We start from the raw sequence: 19,764 nt of genomic DNA, 5'->3' as shown, positions 1-19,764 counted from the left end.
AAACACCACCCCAAATGTGGGAGGGGGCTTGCCCCCGATAGCAATGTGTCAGCCAATCCAAAACTATCTGACCCTCTGCAAGCCAACCAGTCACCGCCCTTCCAACAACTCCCCAGCCTGATCCAACAACGCCAACGGGTCCGCCGCCTTATGAATATCCACCGACAACAACTGCCTGAACCTGCGCGCCCCCGGAAACCCGGTGCCCAACCCCAACACATGCCGGGTGATGTGATGCATCGTCCCACCACTGGCCAAATGCTCCGCAATATAAGGCCGCAACTGCGCTAAGGCTTCTGCCCGACTGATCACCGGCGCCTCGCTGCCAAACAACCGCTGATCCACTTCCGCCAGCAGATACGGATTGTGATAAGCCTCCCGCCCCAGCATCACCCCATCAAACGTCTGCAAATGCTCCTCGCACTGCTCCAACGTCTTGATCCCACCGTTGAGATTGATCTCCAACGCCGGAAAGTCCCGCTTCAACTGCGCCGCCACGTCATAACGCAACGGCGGAATGTCGCGGTTCTCCTTGGGCGACAACCCCTCCAGAATGGCAATGCGCGCATGCACGGTAAAACTGGTGCAACCGGCGTCCTTCACCGTCCCGACGAAATCACACAACTCGGCATAACTGTCCCGGCCATTGATGCCGATACGGTGCTTCACCGTCACCGGAATCGACACGGCATCGCGCATCGCCTTCACACAGTCCGCCACCAGGGCAGGGTGCGCCATAAGGATCGCGCCGATCATGTTGTTCTGCACCCGGTCACTGGGGCAGCCGACGTTCAGGTTCACTTCGTCGTAGCCGGCGGCTTCGGCCATACGGGCGCAGGCGGCCAGATCAGCCGGCACACTGCCGCCTAATTGCAGCGCGAGCGGGTGCTCGGCTTCGCTGTGGCGCAGGAAGCGCTCGTGATCGCCATGGAGGATAGCGCCGGTGGTGACCATTTCGGTATAGAGCAGGGCGTGTTTGGAGAGTAAGCGCAGGAAGTACCGGCAGTGGCGGTCAGTCCAATCCATCATGGGGGCGACGGAGAAGCGGCGGGAGAGTGGGGCGGTTTGTAAGGGCATGGGGGATCTGAGTCAGCGAGGCGAATGGGGCGCAGTTTATCAGGAACGGATCTTGGGTGCCGGAGAGGCAAGTTTTGCGCGAATTACCACTTCGAACGAGGGCGTTGCCGTGTGTGGAATACGCCAAGGATCTGCAGTCGATCGCCCCGCACTCTATACGGGATCAGATAGGACCAGTTGGGAACTGCCCATTCGCGGGTATGTTTTACCGCGACCTTCGCGGCCCATGGAAGGAAACTGAGCCAGCCCGTCGACGCTGACGAAAATGGCATCCGAGAAGTCGTCAGCGGCTTTTGGGTTTTCGAGAGCGATATAGTTCGCTTCGTCTTCCAGGTTTTTGAGTGCTTTTTCAAGCCACTCAACCCGCATTCCGGTTCCAGCGCCTAGCGCGCATTGCTGCCACTTGGTCATCATTGGCGAATTTGCCTTCGTCAGCTTCCTTTATTGCCAGCTCGATCTGGGCGGTCAGCGTTTTTTCGTGCTCGATGTAGGCGCGAAGAACGTCCATCGCCAGGTAGCTCGCTGTCTGACCGTTGGTTTTGGCCAGTTCGGCGAGAGAGTTGGATAGGTCTTCCGGCAGGTTTAGGGATATTCCAGTCATGGCGGCCTCGATGGTGGGGCATCTTATCACCATGGAGCGCTAGGTTGGATCAGCAGTTCGTCGTGAGGCGTATCCTGAATTGATTCATTGCTTTTTGGTGCCGGGGGTATTGTGGTCGGCCCCCCCCCGATACCCTGATATTCTCAGCTTAGATGATAACAAGGAATACGTGTTATGGAAGAATTCGGTTTCGCAAAGGGGTATGCGCAGATTTCATACGAGCGGCTAATTCTTATTCAATCTAAAATAGAATTTGGCGGGCTTTGGCAGTTAAATGGTAACTATTATATTGTCTGTGTAACCCTTGACGAGGCAGTTTCATCTGAAGGGTTGCCTTTGAAAAGATGGTTTGATGATTACTGCCGAATGGTAGCTTATCAGGTTGATTTAGTAAAAAGCCCGCCGCAGGGGGCGACCCGTATTCCTGCTAGGACTGCTAAACAATTATCTCAATTACACGGTGTCCCTCTGAATATTTCAGAGTTTCATCGGGAGTTGCGGCGTCAGCTTCCTAGGTTTTTTACTGCTTTTAAAATCGATGATCATCCAACATTTCTACGTATCATTTCTCCCGTTAGGCTCGATGGAGAGTCAAGGCAGCTTATAAAAATTGCTATAGCTAATCTTGGGATAAGTATTAGGTTGGAGTTTCAGGTCAATCCCGGAGATTTTCCGGGAGTGCATGCTCCCGATTTTTACTTTGTGGATCAACGTCTAAAAGGTTGGCCGTCGAAGCTGGTGACTGCACAAGAACTAAGTGAGCAGCAATGGTTCGATGATCGGCTGTCATTGTTTTCAACTGAGCAGATGGAGCCTTCACGATATATTCCTTCGGTCGGCGGTAAGCAAGCGGCGTGTTTTATTGATTGTTTGCTTGGCAGGCCGAGTAATATTAGAAATTATTTGACTACCTATAATTCAATATATATATCGCCACCATTTAGTGACCTAGATAGTTTGCTTGAAAGCTTTTCAATTACCATTCGCGAGTTGGTTTCGTTAATCAATACGGGGCGTGTCATTATAGTTTTACCTGCCGAGCTTCATTTTTATGATCGGGAGATGCTTGCGACGTTGCTTGATCACGATCAAAGCAAGTTTGTGCTTAATAAACAGCTTGCGGCAGCTACAGTTGCAGACGGAAGGAAGAGAAATCCTTTGCTTTATCCAGCTTTGGATAACGAGGGTCGACGCTATTTACTTGACTTGCTTGGCAAGGACAGTATTGGAGATGGTTTTAGCGGGATGCAGTCGGTACGCAAATATCTCGGTTCTAGCTGGGCATCTTTGGAAGCCGATTATTCAACCCAAGGAGCCAGAGCTGGATTGCAACATGGCATGGGGCGGCTCTTGGCAGAGATAATTTCAGGAAAAAGTGGAAAATATATAAATCCTATTATTTTGGAGTGCTCAACCTCTGTCGACTGGGCGGCGGCACTTAACGCAAATTATTGTCCTGTGAAGTCGGATGGTTTTGATATCGAGCCTTTGGTTGAGTTAAGCGCAAGTTTTATTACGGGTGTGCCGCGTGTGCCTATTATTGATACGGCATCCCATTTAGGGGTTGTCGTAGAGGAGTTGCTGGTTTTAGATGGGGATACCCCTATCAGGGATGTAACGAGTGCTTTTAGTTTTGAGGATGTCTATCGTCTAAATTGCATGTTAAAGGAACAAGGATTTAGTGCTGAAGCAGTCGGAACTTATGTTGCAGTTATTAATGATAAGGTAAAGGCGTTGGAGAAAGTCGAGCGGGGTGCTAAAAAGCGGGATTTGCTTACGTTGACCGCCGCATTGGCTCCTGCGTTGATGGCTGGTCCCGCAGCGGCCTGGGTTCCAGTAGCGGTTTGGTTTATACAGCGTATGTTGAATAACGATTCCAGAGTGGGTGACCCAGTTAGCGATTGGTTGAGAGCAAAAAATGCTTTTACTACCAGCGACGCAGTGTTTGTCAGTCGTTTACGCAAGAAAGAGTAACGGCGGGATATTGGGAGAGCAGACTACGAAATCCTATGGGATATTTCCCACACTTTTCTCAGCTTGCCCCTCAGACCACCCCTAGCTAACCTCCACAAGCCGCTGCCAATCCAGCGGCCGGATGTGGAAGTCCGATCAAGCTGAAGGCGCTCAATCGCCCATAAACACCTACCGGCGTTTTTTTACGTCTGTATGATTGCTTATGGCGGCTGTGCGCGGGGCACTTCGGTGCGCCGGGTCCTTTAGCCCTGGTCTTCCACACCTGCGCACAGCTGCCACCCCTCATGTGGAAGTGAGATAGGCAGTTCCTTAAACGCTAAAGGAGCTTCGCCATGTACAAGGTCACACCTAATCCGCCTTATGCTTCAAACGCCGCATCCTCTGATTCCAAACTTCAAGCCGCAGCCCAGCGAGCAATCCATCATCACTTACCCCAGTCCGACGACGCTGCGCCCACCGAACACCCAACCAACATCCTATTCCTCGTCAACCCAACCCTCGACCCCGAAACCCTCCTGGCCAACGCCGCCGAAAACCTCGCGTCCGCCAACGAAATGGCCGCCACCTTGGCGTTCGATCTCGACGACTCCCAGCGCGCCATCGCCCTGGGCATTCAACAGTTAATCGAGTTGAGTTCGCTGCTCGTTGATCGAGCCCAGGAGCAAGTTGCGCCTGTAGCCGCCTCAGTCAAAGCCTGACAACAACCCCTGCCGCCTTACCCAAGGCGGCAACCTGAACTCATGCTGTCCCGCAGCAAAGTTTCATAATTCCCTGCGCCGTTGAGGTCTACGATTCCCTGCAAGAGAAGACCCCAGCGCCTCCAGCCCACAGGGAACTGAAACCATGATCTCGAACCTCGTCAAAGTTGTGATGATCACCAGCACGTTGCTGTTGAGCGCTTGTTCATCTTCACCAGCCGTGAGCAGTGACCCGTGCTTTTCAGGTGGATGCCAGGCGTTTGGCGACCACAGCCACAGCAAAGCCGCCAAGATGAATTTTGGTGGTAGTGGACTGGGGAGTAGTTATGGGGAGTATGGGGCGGGGTTGTTGCATGATGATTGATGCAGTGATGGTCAGTCAGTTGTGTGGTGACTGACCTACTGCTATCGGGAGCAAGCCCCCTCCCACATTTGATTTGTGGTGGGGGCGCAAGTGTGGGTGTTAGTGGCCGCCCTTCATGCGGCGGGCGATCAGGTAGAGGCCCAGGCCGATCAGGGCTGTTGCGGCGCCGATGTAGCCGGTGCTGGTCCAGCCGAGGCCGGCAGTGATGGCCATGCCGCCAAACCACGGCCCCAGGGCATTTGCCAGGTTGAACGCGGCATGGTTAGACGCTGCTGCCAGGCTTGGCGCTTCGTGGGCGATGTCCATCAGGCGAATCTGCAACGGTGCCGCCAATGCGACCATGGTGCCCACCAATCCCATGCTCAGCAGCACGCCCCACAGCGACGCCGCGGCGAAGGGGAAGAACAGCAGCACGGCCATCGACCACACCAATATCAAGCCCACCGCCCGGAACTGCATGCGATCAAACAGCTTGCCACCGGCAATGTTGCCGATGATGCCACCTACGCCAAACGCTGCCAGGCCGAACGGAATCCACTGCGGCGACACTTTGGTCACTTCCAGCATGGTCGGCGCCAGGTAGCTGAATACGCAGAACATCCCGGCAAAGCCAATCGCGCCGATGGACAGGGCCATCCAGACTTGGGGTTTGGTGAAGGCGCGCAGTTCCTTGCGCGGGTCGCTGCGTTGTTCGTCGTGGCGGTGGGGCACGAATTGCCAGACCAGGGCGATGGTGAGCAGGGCGATCACGCTGACCAGGGCGAACGCCGAGCGCCAGCCCAGGTGTTGGCCGAGGAAGGTGGCGATGGGGTTGCCCAGCAGCATGGCCAGGGTCAGGCCCATCATGACGCGGGCCACGGCGCCGGCGCGTTTGTCGGTGGGCACCATGCTGGAGGCGACCACGGCGGCGATGCCGAAGTAGGCGCCGTGGGGCAGGCCGCTGATAAAGCGGAAGGCCACCAGCGAGCCGAAGGTGGGGGTGAAGGCGGTGGCGAAGTTGCCCAGGGCATAGAGGCCCATCAGCAACAGCAGCATGTGTTTGCGCAACAGCTTGGCGCCGAGGATGGCCAACAGCGGGGCGCCGACCATCACACCGAGCGCGTAGGCGCTGATGGCGTGGCCGACTTGCGGTTCGCTCAGGCCCAGGTTCTGGGCGATGTCGGGCATCAGGCCCATGATGGCGAATTCGCCGGTGCCGATGGCGAACGCGCCCACGGCCATGGCCGCTTCCATTTTGGCGGCACTGCGCGCGGGCAGCAGGTGCCCGGGTGTTTGCTGGATAGACATGGATCGCTCTGTTTGGATGAGGTGCACGAAAGACAGTCGCCGATGCTACGCAGGCGACTGTGAAGGTGTCTAGAACAGCCTCGAGCACGAGAGTTCCGGGCCTGTGACCCCACGTCGCGGCTGGCAGTCTTGACACTGGTGCGATAAAAGCCGCGATTTAGCGGTGTCAATTGGCCAAACGGCGCATAAACGCCGTTTGGCGTGATATTCTGCGCGCCGTCCTGGTCTAGGCTTTCCTTGGTGCGTACACCCGTATACGTCCCAGCGGTTGGCTGTCGCCCAGGTAGCTGAAGCCAATAATGATAAGAAGTCAGCGCAGAAGGGACATAACAGTGAGGTCGATCCATCGGCCTTGTGTGCCCACCCTGCAGCCTTTATGTGAATGTGCAGACCCCGCGGTACGTTGCCTGACGTAGCGTGGTCGAGGGTTACTCATGATCGGGGGCGGTAGGGCGGATGGCGTTTTATCATAGGTGCTACTGATGTTTAAAAAAGTAAACACTGCCCTGCTGGGGCTGGCTTTGTCGATGGGGATCACGTCCGTTCACGCGGAAGAGGCAAAGAAAGTCGATGTGCTGCTGATCGGCGGCGGCATCATGAGCGCGACCCTGGGTGTCTGGCTTAACGAGCTGGAACCGGACTGGTCGATGGAGATGGTCGAGCGCCTCGATGGCGTGGCCGAAGAGAGCTCCAACGGCTGGAACAACGCCGGTACCGGTCACTCGGCCCTGGCCGAGTTGAACTACACCCCGGAAGACAAGAACGGCAACGTTGAGATCCCTAAAGCGGTCGAGATCAACGAAGCGTTCCAGATCTCCCGTCAGTTCTGGTCCTGGCAGGTCCAGCAGGGCGTGTTGAAGAACCCGCGTTCGTTCATCAACTCCACACCGCACATGAGCTTTGTGTGGGGCGATGACAACATCAAGTTCCTGAAAAAGCGCTATGAAGCGCTGAAGGCGAGCCCGCTGTTCGCCGGCATGCAGTACTCCGAAGACCCGGCGCAGATCGCCAAGTGGGTCCCGCTGATGATGGAAGGGCGTGACCCCAACCAGAAAATCGCGGCCACCTGGAGCCCGATCGGCACCGACGTGAACTTTGGCGAGATCACCCGCCAGTTCGTTGCCCACCTGCAAACCACCCCTAAGTTCGACCTGAAACTGTCGAGCGAAGTGCAGGACATCACCCGCAACGAAGACGGTTCGTGGCGTGTGAGCTACAAAAACCTCAAAGACGGCACCAAGACTGAAACCGACGCCAAGTTCGTGTTCATCGGCGCTGGCGGCGGTGCCCTGCACCTGCTGCAAAAGTCGGGCATTCCTGAAGCCAAGGAATACGCCGGCTTCCCGGTTGGCGGCTCGTTCCTGGTGACCGACAACCCGACCGTCGCCGAGCAGCACCTGGCCAAGGCCTACGGCAAGGCTTCGGTGGGCTCGCCACCGATGTCGGTTCCGCACCTGGACACCCGCGTGCTGGATGGCAAGCGCGTGATTCTGTTTGGCCCATTCGCCACCTTCTCGACCAAGTTCCTCAAAGAAGGCTCGTACCTGGACCTGCTGACCAGCACCACCACCCACAACATCTGGCCGATGACCAAAGTCGGTATTCGTGAATACCCACTGGTCGAGTACCTCGCCGGCCAACTGATGCTGTCCGATGACGACCGCTTCAAGGCGCTGCAGGAATACTTCCCGAACGCCAAGCAAGCCGACTGGCGCCTGTGGCAAGCCGGCCAGCGTGTGCAGATCATCAAGCGTGACGAAGAGCAGGGCGGCGTGCTGAAGCTCGGTACCGAAGTGGTCAGCTCCGCTGACAACTCCATTGCCGGCCTGTTGGGTGCATCGCCAGGCGCGTCGACCGCGGCTCCGATCATGCTGACCGTGCTGCAGAAAGTCTTCAAGGACAAGGTAGCAAGCCCGGCCTGGCAGGAAAAACTGCACCAGATCGTGCCAAGCTACGGCACCAAGCTGAACGACAGCCCTGAAGCGGTTGCCAAGGAGTGGGCTTACACTGCCGGTGTGCTGCAACTGACGCCACCGCCAGCGATCCCGCAACTGGCTGCTCCACAGGCCACCGAGGCTGCCAAGCCTGCGGCTGAGCCTGGCAAGCCGGCGTCTGACCTGGCGCTGTAAGTAACGCCTGATAAAAAGCCCGCTGAACCGGTGACGGTCAGCGGGCTTTTTTGTGCGCGGCGTTCAGACCCTGAAGTGCCTGACTTGCTCATACACGTGCAGGGCCAGTGCGTTAGCGGTGTCGCACAGCAGATACAGATGCTGCGCGGGGAGGGCCGCCAGCTCTGTCATTTGCCTCAGCCCTTCGCCCATGCGGCTCTCCTCCATCAGGCCCACGGCCACGCCGCTGCGTACGCAAGCCTCTACCGCCGATGAGTTAGGGCTTTCCAGCAGTACTCGATGGTAAATCCCGTGATCTTTCAGCGCCTGTAACGCTGCCGCTCGATAGGGGCAACCAGCGATGGGCACGGTGATGGGCAGCGGCGCGTTTGGCGGATAACTGAATTGCTCGGCTGCCACCCATAGCGGTTGCACCGGCCCCAAGCGCTCACCCTGTGCCAGCGGCTGTGCGCTGACGGTGATTGCCAGATCCAGTTGGTTTGCCGTGAACAGATTCAACAGTTCGCCACTGGTGCGCGCTTCGATTTCCAGCTCCAGCAGCGGGTTGTCGGCAATCAGTCGCGGCACGAATGCCTGGATGAAGGCGGGCGCGTAAGTATCGGGCACACCCAGGCGGATCTTACCCTGCATGCGCTGGGGCATCAGCGAGATCAGCAGACGGTCGTGGCTTTTGAGAAATTCGGTGGTTTCGCCCAACAGTTTTCTGCCGTACAGCGTCAGGTCCACGCCCTGGTTGCTGCGGCTGAACAGGCGCTGGCCGACCTGATCTTCCAGTTTCTGAATCTGCGTGGTCACGGTGGAAGCGCTGCGGTGCACATGCTCGGCCGCTTCATTGAAGCGACCAAAACGCGCGACGGCGTGAAAGGTACGCAGTAGATCGATATTCAGCTGTTTGGCCATGGTTCGACTTTTACGGATTGATAGTGCAGGTTATTCAAATATACAGAAGAGTCTCCTGTCCCTAGCCTTGAAGTCAATCGATTAAGGCTGGAGGGCTGCATGAAGCGATCAACCCTGGGTTTGCTGCTGTTGCAAGGGGCGTTTGTCCTGTCGTGGAGTTCGGGCTATATCGGCGCCAAGCTTGGCACCCAGGACGGGGGGGCGTTCAACCTGCTGTTCTGGCGATTCCTATTGGTATCGCTGTGCCTGGGGCTGTTCCTGAACGTCAGACTGTTGAAGGTTTCATGGGCGCAGATCCGCCATTACGCCGTCATTGGTTGCCTGTCGCAGTTTTTGTACCTGAGTTGCCTGTATGTGGCGATCCAGAACGGTCTGCCGCCAGGCATTGCGGCGATCATCGCGGCGTTGCAGCCGTTGATGACAGCGGTATTGTCGACGGGCAGCGCCACCGAGCGCAGCGGCGGCTGGCAATGGGTGGGGCTCGTGATCAGCTTTGCCGGCGTTGCGATGGTGATAGCCGGGCAGTATAGCCATGGCCCAACCCAGGTAAGCCTGGCCATGTATGGGCTGCCACTGGTGTCGGCACTGGGGCTGACGCTGGCGACGCTGTACGAACGCCGCTCGGTGCAGAGCGAGAATGTCGGTTTGCTCATACCGCTGTTTATCCAATCGCTGCTGAGCCTGATCGGCTTCACAGGCGCTGTGTTGTACACCGATACCTTGAGCATTCCCCATGACACCGACGTACTGGTTTCGATTGTGTGGTTGACGGTGTTTTCCACCTTTGCTGCTTACTTGAGCCTGTGGCAGTTGCTGCGCGTGATGACGGCCACCCAGGTTGCCGCGTTGGTCTACCTGGAGCCCCCGGTCACCCTGGTATGGGCGGCGTTGATGTTCGGCGAGCGGATTCATGCCTCGACCTATGCCGGCATCGCCGTCGTCATTGCCGGGCTGGTTTTATTGCGCCTGAAGCGACCGACCGTCGCGTGCACGTCTTGAGGCCTGGGGGTTCAGCAATCTGACAGACATCTCCTGTTAAAAATAAACCATGCCCGAGCAGGAGGCCTGGCTGCAACAAAGGGGGAATTCTTACTGATGCAGGTACGGGGCGATTACGCCCGAGGGTTTTGTATGTTGCTACGTTATGCGGCAATGGCGGCGTTAGTCGTCGCGTCATCCGGGTGTGTGCAAGAGCGTGTCGTACATGAACGTCGGCCGGTACAGCATGAGTATGTGGAAGTCGTGGCGCCCCAACCGCCGCCGGTGCAAGTGATCGAAGTCGAGCCGGCGGCGCGCGAAGGTTATATCTGGTCACGCGGCTACTGGCGCTGGCAAGGCGGGCGATATGTCGCGGTGCACGGCCATTGGGAGCCGGTGCGCGAGGGTTATCGCTATGTGCATCCGCATTGGGTACAGCGTAATGACGGGTATCACTGGCAGGTCGGTGGCTGGATTCGCTGAACCCCGAAACAGACCGACTCAACCAATGCGCTTCATACCCGTCGCCTTGACCGCGTTGAGGTCGAAGGTGGCGGTGTACTCGCAGCCGGCCGCATGGGCGCAACGCTCGATCAGGCAGTCGGCAAAGTCTGCCTTGTTCGCCACGAACTTGCGCAGCGCCTGCCAGATGATATCGGCGTGCTCAACAGTGAGCTCGCGCGTGTGCAGCAGGGTTTCCAGCACCATCACCACATCGCTCTTGGCTGATTGATAGCAGGACTGCAGTACCCACACCAACTCCACAATGGTCACCAGGCTGACAAAGCCCGGTGACGCGGCAGTCAGTGATTCGATCAGTCTGGACGCCTTGGCTGATTGCACCGGCTCGTCCTGGGTGACGTAGCGCACCAGCACGTTGGTATCCAGGCCGATCATCCGGCTTTTGCTCCCTGGGCCGCGATGGCTTGGTTCATGTCCTCGATGGACACCGCATTGGCAGGCTTGCGAATCAGACCCTTGAGGTCGGTGACGGTTTTGCTCGCGGCGATCATGGAAAACTTGCCGTCTTCCATTTCGACGAATTCCACCCGGTCGCCTGTTTCCAGGCCGAGGGCTGTCCTGACCTGGACAGGGATGGTGATTTGCCCTTTTGATGTAAGCGTGGCGGTTGCCATAGTGAAGATCTCCATCGTGATATTCCTTACCTTAGGGTAAGGAGTGATAGAGGACAATATCCGTTGGTCCATGGGTTGCTCGCAGGTGTGGGTGAGTCGGTACTAAAACCCTAGTCCGAACCCTCGATCCCCACACCTTTGGCCATGCGCCAAACCGATACAAACTATGACCGGCCGCGCCGGCTCACTGCACCACGCGATAGCACGGCACATACGCCGCGCCGCCCGGTAGCTTCATGCGGTGCTGGGCGACAAACGCCTTGAGCAGCTCATCCAACGGTTTCATGATCGCCGGGTCGCCATGAATCTCGTACGGACCGTTTTCTTCGATCAGGCGAATACCTTTGTCCTTCACGTTACCTGCAACGATCCCCGAGAACGCGCGACGCAGGTTCGCCGCCAGTTCATGGGGCGGCAACGCATGGCTCAGCTGCAGGCTGGCCATGTTTTCGTGGGTCGGGTCGAAGGGGCGCTGGAAACCTTCGTCGATCTTCAACAGCCAGTTGAAGTGGAACGCGTCGTTGCGCTCGCGCCGGAACTGTTTGACCGCCTTGAGCCCTGCGGTCATCTGGCGCGCGACTTCGGCCGGGTCGTCGATGATGATCTGGTAATGCTTCTGCGCCGCTTCGCCGAGGGTAGCGCCGACGAACGCGTGCAGTTGTTCCAGGTAGGGAGCCGCATGTTTGGGCCCGGTGAGCACCACCGGGAACGGCAGGTCGCGGTTGTCCGGGTGCATCAGGATGCCCAGCAGGTACAGGAATTCCTCAGCGGTGCCCGCGCCGCCGGGGAAGATGATGATGCCGTGGCCGACACGCACGAAGGCTTCCAGGCGTTTCTCGATGTCCGGCAGGATAACCAGCTCATTGACGATCGGGTTCGGCGCTTCGGCGGCAATGATGCCAGGCTCGGTCAGGCCCAGGTAGCGGCCACTGGTGATGCGTTGTTTGGCGTGGGAAATGGTCGCGCCTTTCATCGGCCCTTTCATGACGCCGGGGCCGCAGCCGGTGCATACGTCGAGGCTGCGCAGGCCCAACTCGTGCCCGACTTTCTTGGTGTATTTGTATTCTTCGGTGTTGATCGAGTGGCCACCCCAGCACACCACGATCTTCGGTTCGACCCCCGCGCGCAGCGTACGGGCGTTGCGCAGCAGGTGGAACACGTAGTCAGTGATGCCCTGGGAGTTGCTCAGGTCGATGCGCTGGCTGTCCAGCTCGTTCTCGGTGTAGACGATGTCACGCAAGGCGCTGAACAGCATTTCGCGCGTGCTGGCGATCATCTCGCCATCGACGAAGGCGTCGGCGGGAGCGTTGAGCAGTTCCAGGCGTACGCCGCGGTCTTGCTGGTGGATGCGCACTTCAAAGTCTTTATAGGCATCGAGGATGGTCTTGGCGTTGTCGATATGCGCGCCGGTGTTGAGGATCGCCAGGGCGCACTGGCGAAACAGGGCATAGACGCTGCCGCTGCCGGCTTCACTCAGTTGCTGGACTTCACGTTGTGACAGGGTTTCGAGGCTGCCCTTGGGGCTGACGGCGGCGTTGATGACTTGACGTTGGGGCATTCTGATTCCTTGAAAGCACAGCCACCGCATCCACGAAAGACGCGATGGCTTGAGAATAATGGGCGCCGTATACGGTCGCACGAGACGGTTATTTACCTCAGGCGCAAGGCCGAGCGCAAATGCCGTCCAGCACCATCATGCCGCAGAACTTACTGGATCAGCTTCCAGTTTTTGTAGAAAACCCGACGCAGGGTAAACACCAGGCCGGCAAAACCCGCGATCACGGCGTTAAGCACGGAGGGCACCCGGGTTGGCCGCACGATATCAATGAACAGGCAGTAACGTTTCGCATCGTTCTTGTTGAAAGACGCATGCATCAGCGTGTCATCGAAGATAAACAGCGGGTCGTCGTGCCAGTAGTGCTTGTGCTTGCCCACCTGGATATACACGCCTTCATGGTGCGGTGCCGGCGCCATGTTGTAGAGCACACGGAACATCATGCGCAGGGGCCCGAAGTGGAACGACGTCGAGCGGTTCTCATTGAACACCGACACGCCGATGGTCTTCACGAAGGGCAGTTTCTTGCGCAGTTGCGGGATGTTCAGGGCGGTTTCGATGGGCCGACCGTACCACTGGAAAAACAGCATGCCGCGTTTCTTCTCGGCCATGCGGGCGTCCAGGTAACCGATGATTTCTTCCTTGCGTGCCATGGCGTCGTTGATGACCTGTTGCAGGTCTTCGCGCCATTCGGGCGGCAGGTCTTGCATCGTGTAGACATGCCGGTTGCGGGCGCTCAAGAGGTCGAGCAGGGTGTTGAACGGCGCCAGCACCCAAGTGTTGCGGCCGTTGCCGATGAAATATTTCTTGATGGTGCTGCGGTCGTAGAGGCCGTTGCGCAAAAAATCATAAACACCGCAGAGCACCACCAGCAGTAGAAACACCAGGCAGGTGCGCGGAAAACAGTAGATCAATAGCAGAACGCCGACGACCCAGGCGAGGGACACCAGCTTTTTGCCGACAGCGTTTTTGCTCATGAAACCTGGCTCCAAACCTGAAACATAATGAAACAATATCGTCATCATAGGGGTTTCTGTCGTCCTTGAGCGTTTTAAATAGTTCGAAAATTGTTAAGTCGGTGCACAGTTTGTAACGGACATCAGGGCTGTCAGGGTCTGCGGATTGAATTTTGAGATCGGAAGATTTGCGTCTATCGTGACGCTTCGGTTTTTCAGGCGTCATAGACCGGTACGATTGAAGTTGAATGGCCACCATTGGCCTTCGGCACCTTGGAAGAGGCAGAATTTTTATGATCATCAAACCGCGGGTTCGTGGCTTTATCTGTGTGACCGCTCACCCTGTTGGCTGTGAAGCGAACGTCAAGGAACAGATCGACTACGTGACTGAAAACGGCACCATCGAAGGCGGCCCCAAGAAGGTGCTGGTCCTCGGTGCTTCCACCGGCTACGGCCTGGCCGCGCGCATCAGTGCTGCGTTTGGCTGCGGCGCCGATACCCTGGGCGTGTTTTTTGAGAAAGAAGGCGAAGAAGGCAAGTTGAGCTCCGCTGGCTGGTACAACAGCGCGGCGTTCGAGAAGTTTGCCGTGCAAAAGGGCCTGTACGCCAAGAGCATCAACGGCGACGCGTTCTCCGACGAGATCAAGCGCCTGACCATCGAAACCATCAAGAAAGACCTGGGCAAAATCGACCTGGTGGTCTACAGCCTGGCCGCGCCACGCCGTACCGACCCACAAGGCGTGGTGCACAACTCCACCCTCAAGCCGATCGGCAAGGCTGTGACCCTGCGTGGGATCAATACTGACAAGGGCGTGGTGGTCGACACTACGCTGGAGCCGGCGAACCAGGAAGAAATCGACGGCACCGTCAAAGTCATGGGCGGTGAAGACTGGCAGCTGTGGATCGACGCCCTGCGTGACGCCGATGTACTGGCCGAAGGCGCCAAGACCACCGCGTTCACCTACCTGGGTGAGAAGCTGACCCAAGACATCTACTGGAACGGCTCCATCGGCGAAGCCAAGAAAGACCTGGACAAAAAAGTCCTGACTCTGCGCGACAACCTCGCTGCGCTCAAGGGCGACGCCCGTGTGTCGGTGCTCAAGGCCGTGGTCACCCAGGCAAGTTCAGCAATCCCGATCATGCCGCTGTACCTGTCGCTGCTGTTCAAGGTGATGAAAGAGCAGGGCACTCACGAGGGTTGCATCGAGCAGGTGTACGGCCTGTTCAAGGACAGCCTGTACGGCAGCGAGCCGAAACTGGACGCTGACGGCCGTCTGCGTGCCGATCTGGCCGAGTTGGAGCCAAAGGTTCAGGACGCCGTGGCGGCGCTGTGGAACCAGGTTACCGACGACAACGTCAACGAGATCAGCGATTTTGCCGGCTACAAGGCTGAGTTCCTGCGCTTGTTCGGTTTTGAGGTCGATGGCGTGGACTACGAAGCGGACGTGAACCCGACCGTCAAGATCAACGGTCTGGTTCAGGCGTAATTAAATGATGCAACGGTGGCGGCCTCGATAACTCGATTATCAGGCCGCTGCTTGCTGCTGCCGATATCAGGCATATCTGGATTCAGCCAGGCGATGTTTTGCCTGGGTGAAGTCTGATCGCCGGATATTCACCAGCTCATTCTCCCAGAGAGGATTGAGCGGCACGTGAAAACCGCTGTCTTTGGCGGTTTTTATCAGCTCAGCCATTTCCCTGCTGTCACGGATGATGCTTATTTCATCGAATCTGCCTAGTTTTGACGGCAGGAAAAACGTCGCCGGGTAGTTCGCGGCCACTTCCGTCGCCGGGCTGCCCGAGTCCGCATTGTGGTGGACCACCCGCTCTGCGTCCCCGACCAGCGTTTGATTGATGATGCCGATCATCTCCCGTATTCGCGGCGTGGCATTGCCTAGATCGGCGTCCTCTTTCTTGTAGAAATTCGCTGCGCTGGCAAAGTCTGCGCGCAGCTCCTCCGGCACCTGTTTATACGCATTGATTCGTTCCTTGAACACGCTGTGAGCGACATCCGGTACCGGGAGCTTATCCTGGGCCCCGTAGTCACTCAGGTGCGGTGCGACCATGTGCAGATCGTAATCGGCAGTCAACGGCTTGCCCTCTGCCTGTTTGGCCAGTACTTCAAGCGGCTTGCCCTGGTGGGTGATCAGATAAGTGTCGGCGTCAGGCGAAACAGAACGGGCTTGAAATGTATAGCGTTGCCCGCTCGGCCCTTGGGCGCTCAATTTCAGCGTGCCTTCCTCGCCTGTTGCGGCCAGTTCAGTGATATGGCCTAGGTTCACCAGTTCATTGAGGCGATGGCTCGAGAGTTTCAGCGGGATCGGGACTGCGTGGCGTCGCTCGACGCACTCCAGAATCTGCGCGTTGGCCTTGGCGACTTTTTCCGGTGCACTCTCCAGCTTGCTGAATGCCTGGTCGGTACAGATCAGACCTGCCTGCGGCCCCCAGTTGGCACTTTTGCCCTTGATGTGGAAGTCCTTGGTGGGGTGTCCGGCTTCTATCAGTCCGGTAGCCACGGACTCGACTGGACGTATGCCGATGATGGAGTTGGTGGTTGCCGCGATCTGTTGCAAGGGTTCAAGGTGGCTCGAAACTATCCCTGTTTGCTTTTTTACCCGCTCGATCAGGGTCTGGCGCGGGCTGTCGGACTCCCCGGCAACGCTGTGTTCCTGAAGGGACTGATTGCGTTGCAAGGCTTCCAGGCTGAGTGCGGAAGGTGATGTAACACTGAGACTCGTGGCTATCATCGGAATACCCCTATGTCACGTCTTGCGGCAGTGTTGGGTGATTCCGTTCAGTCAACGTTCTCCTTGACAGGGCTGACATTAAAAGAGATTGGCCCCGGATGGGGAGGCGTGGTGAACATTCAGAACGATCCTACTCGTGCCTGCCTTCTGCTGCGCCTCCTAGCGCGCCCACTTCTCCATGACAAAATCGACCAAGGCCCGCAGCTTGGGCAGGCGATAACGGTCTTGGCGATACAGCAGGTGCATGGGGCGGCTGGGGAGGTTATAACCGGTCAGCAAGGCAACCAGCTTGCCGCTCTCCAGGTCCGGTTGCACCAGGGCATCAGCCAGCATGATGATGCCCATGCCGTTTACCGCCGCCTGGCGCAAGCCTTGGGAGCTGTTGATGGTCAGTGAGCCAGCCACCGGAACCTCTACCTCGCCTTCGTCCCCCGTCATGCGCCACAGTTTGTCGGTGTCGCGCCAGTTGTCGGTCGCAGGGTAGGCGAAAGCCAGGCAGTCGTGATGCTGCAGGTCAGCCGGAGTCTGCGGCGTGCCACGCCGCGCCAGGTACGCAGGGGACGCGCAGAGGGTGAGGGTGTAGGCCTGCAGGGGTCTGGCGATCAGGCTGGAGGTTTCCAGTTCGCCGAGGCGGATCGCCACGTCGAAGCCGCTGTCGACCAGGTCCATCCGCTCATTGCTCAACACCACATACAGGTTGATCAGCGGGTAGCGCTGGGAAAACTCGCTCAAGGCCGGCACGAGACGTTCGGTGCCGAACACGGGCGGCGCGGTGATACGCAGGCTGCCTTTGGGCGCTTCGCTGTGAATCTGCTCCGCCAGTAGCTCGGAGTCGGCCACCAGCCCCAGCACTTCCAGGCAGCGCTGATAATACTGCCCGCCAAATTCCGTAAGGCTCTGTTTGCGAGTGGTGCGTTTGAGCAAACTGACGCCCAGTCGGTGCTCCAGCGCACGCAGATGGTTACCGACCATGGTCGTCGACATCCCGCACTCGTGCGCGGCGGCGGTCATGCTGCCGGTCTCGACAACCTTCACATACACCGACATGGCCTGGAACAGATCCATTATCAAGTCCTGGTTTAAAGTAATTGTAGGAATTCGCAGTTTATCCAGCTGTGGTGGCTAACGATACTCAAACACCACAACGATGCACTGGAGCCCGCCCCATGACTGCCGCCTGCCTGATGAGCACCTATCAACCCTTGGCCCTGAGTTTCACACGCGGTTTGGGCACGCGTCTGTGGGACCAACAAGGTCGCGAGTACCTGGACGCGGTCGCGGGCGTGGCCGTGACCAATGTCGGCCATTCCCACCCCCGGCTGGTAACGGCCATCAGCGAGCAGGCCGGCCTGCTGTTGCACACCTCCAACCTCTACAGCATTGACTGGCAACAGCGTCTGGCCCTGCGCCTGACCCAACTGTCCGGGCTTGACCGCGCGTTCTTCAACAATTCAGGCGCTGAAGCCAATGAAGCAGCGCTGAAACTGGCACGCCTGCATGGCTGGAAAAAAGCCATTGAGCAGCCCTTGGTGGTGGTGATGGAGAACGCTTTCCACGGGCGCACGCTGGGCACCATGGCGGCCAGTGACGGGCCATCAGTTCGCCTTGGATTTCAACGTCTGCCAGGGGATTTTCTGAAGGTGGGTTTTGGTGATCTGGACGCATTGAAGCGCATCACCCAACAGTTGGGTACGCGCATCGCCGCCGTGCTGCTGGAGCCGATCCAGGGCGAAAGCGGTGTGTTACCGGCACCGCCCGGCTACCTGAAAGCCCTGCGCGATCATTGCACGCGTCACGGCTGGCTGATGATGCTTGATGAAATACAAACCGGCATTGGCCGTACCGGTGCCTGGTTCGCCTTTCAGCACGAGGGCATTGTCCCCGACGTGATTACCCTGGCCAAAGGGCTCGGCAACGGCATACCGATCGGCGCCTGCCTGGCCCGTGCCGGCGTCGCCGAACTGTTCACGCCAGGCAGCCATGGCAGCACGTTCGGTGGCAACCCGCTGGCGTGCCGCGTCGGCTGCACGGTGCTGGACATCATCGAAGAGCAGGGGCTGTTGCACAACGCTGCGCGGCAGGGCGAGCGCTTGCTCGATCGCTTGCGCATGGAACTCGATGGGCACCCGCAAGTGCGGGCGATTCGCGGCAAAGGCTTGATGATCGGGATTGAACTGGCCAGCCCTTATCGCGACCTTGCCCAACGTGCCGCCCAGGAGCACGGGCTGTTGATCAACGTCACGCGGGGCAAGATCATTCGCCTGTTGCCGCCGCTGACGTTGCACAGCAAGGAAGTGGAGATGATCGTACGAGCCATCACCCGACTGCTGGCTTGAAATGCAGCCAAATGTGGGAGGGGGCAAGCCCCCTCCCACAGAGTTCTGCGCTGCTTTTCAGATTCCATTCAACCACTCCTGATTCAGGGTCTCGGTATCCCCCAGGTACTCCAGCAACCACGCCATGGCCGGGGACAGTTTGTTCTGTGCCCAGGCCACGCAGGATGGGCTGGCCGGGAAGGGGCGGTGCAGTTGCAGCGCCACCAGTTCGCCGCGCTCGATCCACGGCAGCACCTGATGCGCCGGGGCCATGCCGACGCACAAACCATCGCGCAGGCAATCGAGCGCCGAGGACCAGTTGGGCACCACCAGGCGGCGCTGGTTGTCCAGGGTCCAGGTGTCCCGTTTGGGCAGGTTGCGCGAGGTGTCGGTCATGCACAGGGAGGCAAAGGGGCGCAGTTGATCGTCACTGAGCAGGCCGCTGACCGTTGCCAGGGGATGTTTGGCGCTGACCACACACAACCAGTTCAACAAGCCCATGTCACGAAAGCTGAAGTGGCTGGCCACCGGCACCGCGCTGGTGGCGCCGATCACAATGTCGGTGCGCTCGTCCGCCAGCGCATCCCACACCCCGTTGTACACCTCGTACTCCAGCAGTAATTCCACTTCGGGGAACTGTCGATAGAAGTCCAGCACCAGTTGCCGACAGCGTTGCGGCTTGACGATGGAATCCACCGCCACCTTCAGCTGACCGCTCCAGCCATTGGCCACTTGCTGGCACAGGCGCCGGGTGCCGAGCATTTTTTTCATCACCCCGCGGGCTTCGTCGATAAACAGGCGGCCGGCGGGCGTCAGCTCCACGTCACGGTGGCGTCGTACAAACAGCGGCACCGCCAGCCACTCTTCCAACTGACGCACCGTATAGCTGATGGCCGACGGCACGCGATGCAGTTCCTGGGCGGCGGCGCTGAAACTGCCGTGGCGTGCGACGGCATCGACCACATCCAGGGAATATTCGGACCACATGGCAGCTGCCTTCAAAATTATTGATCAGACTGTCCAATTATTATCGCTTCACAGGAAAAC

The 19,764-nt window shown here is 58.3% G+C and carries 19 protein-coding genes and 1 pseudogene; 8 read left to right on the top strand and 12 right to left on the bottom strand.

Going from position 1 to position 19,764, the window contains the following annotated elements; all coding sequences use genetic code 11:
- Positions 1-90 precede the first annotated feature (90 nt).
- From dusA to PspCFBP13528_RS20840, 3 genes and pseudogenes are all read right to left on the bottom strand, one after another.
- Positions 91-1,077 (bottom strand): tRNA dihydrouridine(20/20a) synthase DusA, encoded by a 987-nt coding sequence (gene dusA / locus PspCFBP13528_RS20850; RefSeq protein ID WP_137201418.1) that lies wholly within the window; start codon positions 1,075-1,077, stop codon positions 91-93.
- Between the two features lie 83 nt (positions 1,078-1,160).
- Positions 1,161-1,446 (bottom strand): annotated as a pseudogene (locus PspCFBP13528_RS20845) (type II toxin-antitoxin system RelE/ParE family toxin).
- Complete coding sequence (locus tag PspCFBP13528_RS20840) at positions 1,436-1,678, bottom strand: CopG family transcriptional regulator (protein ID WP_137201417.1); 243 nt, start codon at positions 1,676-1,678, stop codon at positions 1,436-1,438. Before PspCFBP13528_RS20840 ends, PspCFBP13528_RS20845 begins: the two are co-directional and overlap by 11 nt.
- A gap of 174 nt (positions 1,679-1,852) precedes the next feature.
- Here PspCFBP13528_RS20840 and PspCFBP13528_RS20835 point away from each other — a divergent pair, with 174 nt between their 5' ends.
- The 3 genes from PspCFBP13528_RS20835 (at position 1,853) to PspCFBP13528_RS20825 (ending at position 4,714) form a co-directional block, all read left to right on the top strand.
- Positions 1,853-3,652: a hypothetical protein gene (locus PspCFBP13528_RS20835; RefSeq protein ID WP_137201416.1), complete on the top strand. Its 1,800-nt coding sequence runs from the start codon at positions 1,853-1,855 to the stop codon at positions 3,650-3,652.
- Between the two features lie 332 nt (positions 3,653-3,984).
- Positions 3,985-4,350 carry a DUF6124 family protein gene (locus PspCFBP13528_RS20830; RefSeq protein WP_137201415.1) on the top strand — a complete coding sequence of 122 codons (366 nt, stop codon included), beginning with the start codon at positions 3,985-3,987 and terminating at the stop codon, positions 4,348-4,350.
- A 145-nt stretch (positions 4,351-4,495) separates the two neighbouring features.
- Entirely contained in the window at positions 4,496-4,714 is a 219-nt protein-coding gene (locus PspCFBP13528_RS20825) for a hypothetical protein (protein ID WP_137201414.1), read from the top strand.
- 99 nt (positions 4,715-4,813) lie between these two features.
- Here PspCFBP13528_RS20825 and PspCFBP13528_RS20820 read toward each other — a convergent pair whose 3' ends face one another.
- Positions 4,814-6,001 (bottom strand): MFS transporter, encoded by a 1,188-nt coding sequence (locus PspCFBP13528_RS20820; RefSeq protein WP_137201413.1) that lies wholly within the window; start codon positions 5,999-6,001, stop codon positions 4,814-4,816.
- Between the two features lie 482 nt (positions 6,002-6,483).
- Here PspCFBP13528_RS20820 and mqo point away from each other — a divergent pair, with 482 nt between their 5' ends.
- The gene (mqo, locus tag PspCFBP13528_RS20815; RefSeq protein ID WP_065950295.1) at positions 6,484-8,130 is read left to right on the top strand and encodes a malate dehydrogenase (quinone); all 1,647 of its coding nucleotides are present in this window, start codon (positions 6,484-6,486) and stop codon (positions 8,128-8,130) included.
- A gap of 63 nt (positions 8,131-8,193) precedes the next feature.
- On the opposite strand, the gene PspCFBP13528_RS20810 is transcribed toward mqo, so the two are convergent.
- Positions 8,194-9,030: a LysR family transcriptional regulator gene (locus tag PspCFBP13528_RS20810; RefSeq protein WP_065950296.1), complete on the bottom strand. Its 837-nt coding sequence runs from the start codon at positions 9,028-9,030 to the stop codon at positions 8,194-8,196.
- A gap of 99 nt (positions 9,031-9,129) precedes the next feature.
- Between PspCFBP13528_RS20810 and PspCFBP13528_RS20805 the strand changes: the two genes are divergently transcribed.
- Positions 9,130-10,029, top strand: a complete 900-nt coding sequence (locus PspCFBP13528_RS20805) for a DMT family transporter (RefSeq protein ID WP_065950297.1) — start codon at positions 9,130-9,132, stop codon at positions 10,027-10,029.
- Between the two features lie 132 nt (positions 10,030-10,161).
- Entirely contained in the window at positions 10,162-10,491 is a 330-nt protein-coding gene (locus PspCFBP13528_RS20800) for a YXWGXW repeat-containing protein (RefSeq protein ID WP_101219068.1), read from the top strand.
- Between the two features lie 18 nt (positions 10,492-10,509).
- Here the strand turns inward: PspCFBP13528_RS20800 and PspCFBP13528_RS20795 are convergent, their stop codons facing one another.
- The 4 genes from PspCFBP13528_RS20795 to PspCFBP13528_RS20780 all read right to left on the bottom strand — a co-directional run bounded on the left by PspCFBP13528_RS20795 (position 10,510) and on the right by PspCFBP13528_RS20780 (position 13,676).
- Complete coding sequence (locus PspCFBP13528_RS20795) at positions 10,510-10,905, bottom strand: type II toxin-antitoxin system VapC family toxin (protein ID WP_065950299.1); 396 nt, start codon at positions 10,903-10,905, stop codon at positions 10,510-10,512.
- On the bottom strand, positions 10,902-11,159 hold the full coding sequence (locus PspCFBP13528_RS20790; protein ID WP_101219065.1) for an AbrB/MazE/SpoVT family DNA-binding domain-containing protein: 258 nt from the start codon (positions 11,157-11,159) through the stop codon (positions 10,902-10,904). Before PspCFBP13528_RS20790 ends, PspCFBP13528_RS20795 begins: the two co-directional genes overlap by 4 nt.
- A gap of 169 nt (positions 11,160-11,328) precedes the next feature.
- On the bottom strand, positions 11,329-12,702 hold the full coding sequence (ppnN, locus tag PspCFBP13528_RS20785; protein WP_065950301.1) for a nucleotide 5'-monophosphate nucleosidase PpnN: 1,374 nt from the start codon (positions 12,700-12,702) through the stop codon (positions 11,329-11,331).
- Positions 12,703-12,851: 149 nt separating this feature from the next.
- Positions 12,852-13,676, bottom strand: a complete 825-nt coding sequence (locus tag PspCFBP13528_RS20780; RefSeq protein WP_101219063.1) for an aspartyl/asparaginyl beta-hydroxylase domain-containing protein — start codon at positions 13,674-13,676, stop codon at positions 12,852-12,854.
- Positions 13,677-13,948: 272 nt separating this feature from the next.
- Between PspCFBP13528_RS20780 and fabV the strand changes: the two genes are divergently transcribed.
- On the top strand, positions 13,949-15,142 hold the full coding sequence (fabV, locus tag PspCFBP13528_RS20775; RefSeq protein ID WP_137201412.1) for an enoyl-ACP reductase FabV: 1,194 nt from the start codon (positions 13,949-13,951) through the stop codon (positions 15,140-15,142).
- Positions 15,143-15,208: 66 nt separating this feature from the next.
- Here fabV and PspCFBP13528_RS20770 read toward each other — a convergent pair whose 3' ends face one another.
- Both PspCFBP13528_RS20770 and PspCFBP13528_RS20765 read right to left on the bottom strand, forming a co-directional pair.
- Positions 15,209-16,402: an anthrax toxin-like adenylyl cyclase domain-containing protein gene (locus tag PspCFBP13528_RS20770; RefSeq protein WP_137201411.1), complete on the bottom strand. Its 1,194-nt coding sequence runs from the start codon at positions 16,400-16,402 to the stop codon at positions 15,209-15,211.
- A gap of 159 nt (positions 16,403-16,561) precedes the next feature.
- Entirely contained in the window at positions 16,562-17,467 is a 906-nt protein-coding gene (locus PspCFBP13528_RS20765; RefSeq protein ID WP_065950305.1) for a LysR family transcriptional regulator, read from the bottom strand.
- A 101-nt stretch (positions 17,468-17,568) separates the two neighbouring features.
- On the opposite strand from PspCFBP13528_RS20765, the gene PspCFBP13528_RS20760 reads away from it, so the two are divergent.
- Entirely contained in the window at positions 17,569-18,738 is a 1,170-nt protein-coding gene (locus PspCFBP13528_RS20760) for an aspartate aminotransferase family protein (protein WP_137201410.1), read from the top strand.
- Positions 18,739-18,795: 57 nt separating this feature from the next.
- Here PspCFBP13528_RS20760 and punR read toward each other — a convergent pair whose 3' ends face one another.
- Positions 18,796-19,704, bottom strand: a complete 909-nt coding sequence (punR, locus tag PspCFBP13528_RS20755) for a DNA-binding transcriptional activator PunR (RefSeq protein ID WP_065950307.1) — start codon at positions 19,702-19,704, stop codon at positions 18,796-18,798.
- Positions 19,705-19,764 lie beyond the last annotated feature (60 nt).

This window comes from Pseudomonas sp. CFBP13528 (assembly GCF_005233615.1).
Classification (GTDB): Bacteria; Pseudomonadota; Gammaproteobacteria; order Pseudomonadales; family Pseudomonadaceae; genus Aquipseudomonas; species Aquipseudomonas fluorescens_AM.
This window is presented reverse-complemented; position numbering and strand designations above follow the sequence as displayed.

Excerpts from the sequence above, each read along its gene's own strand:
- dusA (WP_137201418.1), bottom strand. The coding sequence starts at position 1,077 with ATGCCCTTACAAACCGCCCCACTCTCCCGCCGCTTCTCCGTCGCCCCC.
- PspCFBP13528_RS20840 (WP_137201417.1), bottom strand. The coding sequence starts at position 1,678 with ATGACTGGAATATCCCTAAACCTGCCGGAAGACCTATCCAACTCTCTC.
- PspCFBP13528_RS20835 (WP_137201416.1), top strand. The coding sequence starts at position 1,853 with ATGGAAGAATTCGGTTTCGCAAAGGGGTATGCGCAGATTTCATACGAG.
- PspCFBP13528_RS20830 (WP_137201415.1), top strand. The coding sequence starts at position 3,985 with ATGTACAAGGTCACACCTAATCCGCCTTATGCTTCAAACGCCGCATCC.
- PspCFBP13528_RS20825 (WP_137201414.1), top strand. The coding sequence starts at position 4,496 with ATGATCTCGAACCTCGTCAAAGTTGTGATGATCACCAGCACGTTGCTG.
- PspCFBP13528_RS20820 (WP_137201413.1), bottom strand. The coding sequence starts at position 6,001 with ATGTCTATCCAGCAAACACCCGGGCACCTGCTGCCCGCGCGCAGTGCC.
- mqo (WP_065950295.1), top strand. The coding sequence starts at position 6,484 with ATGTTTAAAAAAGTAAACACTGCCCTGCTGGGGCTGGCTTTGTCGATG.
- PspCFBP13528_RS20810 (WP_065950296.1), bottom strand. The coding sequence starts at position 9,030 with ATGGCCAAACAGCTGAATATCGATCTACTGCGTACCTTTCACGCCGTC.
- PspCFBP13528_RS20805 (WP_065950297.1), top strand. The coding sequence starts at position 9,130 with ATGAAGCGATCAACCCTGGGTTTGCTGCTGTTGCAAGGGGCGTTTGTC.
- PspCFBP13528_RS20800 (WP_101219068.1), top strand. The coding sequence starts at position 10,162 with ATGTTGCTACGTTATGCGGCAATGGCGGCGTTAGTCGTCGCGTCATCC.
- PspCFBP13528_RS20795 (WP_065950299.1), bottom strand. The coding sequence starts at position 10,905 with ATGATCGGCCTGGATACCAACGTGCTGGTGCGCTACGTCACCCAGGAC.
- PspCFBP13528_RS20790 (WP_101219065.1), bottom strand. The coding sequence starts at position 11,159 with ATGGAGATCTTCACTATGGCAACCGCCACGCTTACATCAAAAGGGCAA.
- ppnN (WP_065950301.1), bottom strand. The coding sequence starts at position 12,702 with ATGCCCCAACGTCAAGTCATCAACGCCGCCGTCAGCCCCAAGGGCAGC.
- PspCFBP13528_RS20780 (WP_101219063.1), bottom strand. The coding sequence starts at position 13,676 with ATGAGCAAAAACGCTGTCGGCAAAAAGCTGGTGTCCCTCGCCTGGGTC.
- fabV (WP_137201412.1), top strand. The coding sequence starts at position 13,949 with ATGATCATCAAACCGCGGGTTCGTGGCTTTATCTGTGTGACCGCTCAC.
- PspCFBP13528_RS20770 (WP_137201411.1), bottom strand. The coding sequence starts at position 16,402 with ATGATAGCCACGAGTCTCAGTGTTACATCACCTTCCGCACTCAGCCTG.
- PspCFBP13528_RS20765 (WP_065950305.1), bottom strand. The coding sequence starts at position 17,467 with ATGGATCTGTTCCAGGCCATGTCGGTGTATGTGAAGGTTGTCGAGACC.
- PspCFBP13528_RS20760 (WP_137201410.1), top strand. The coding sequence starts at position 17,569 with ATGACTGCCGCCTGCCTGATGAGCACCTATCAACCCTTGGCCCTGAGT.
- punR (WP_065950307.1), bottom strand. The coding sequence starts at position 19,704 with ATGTGGTCCGAATATTCCCTGGATGTGGTCGATGCCGTCGCACGCCAC.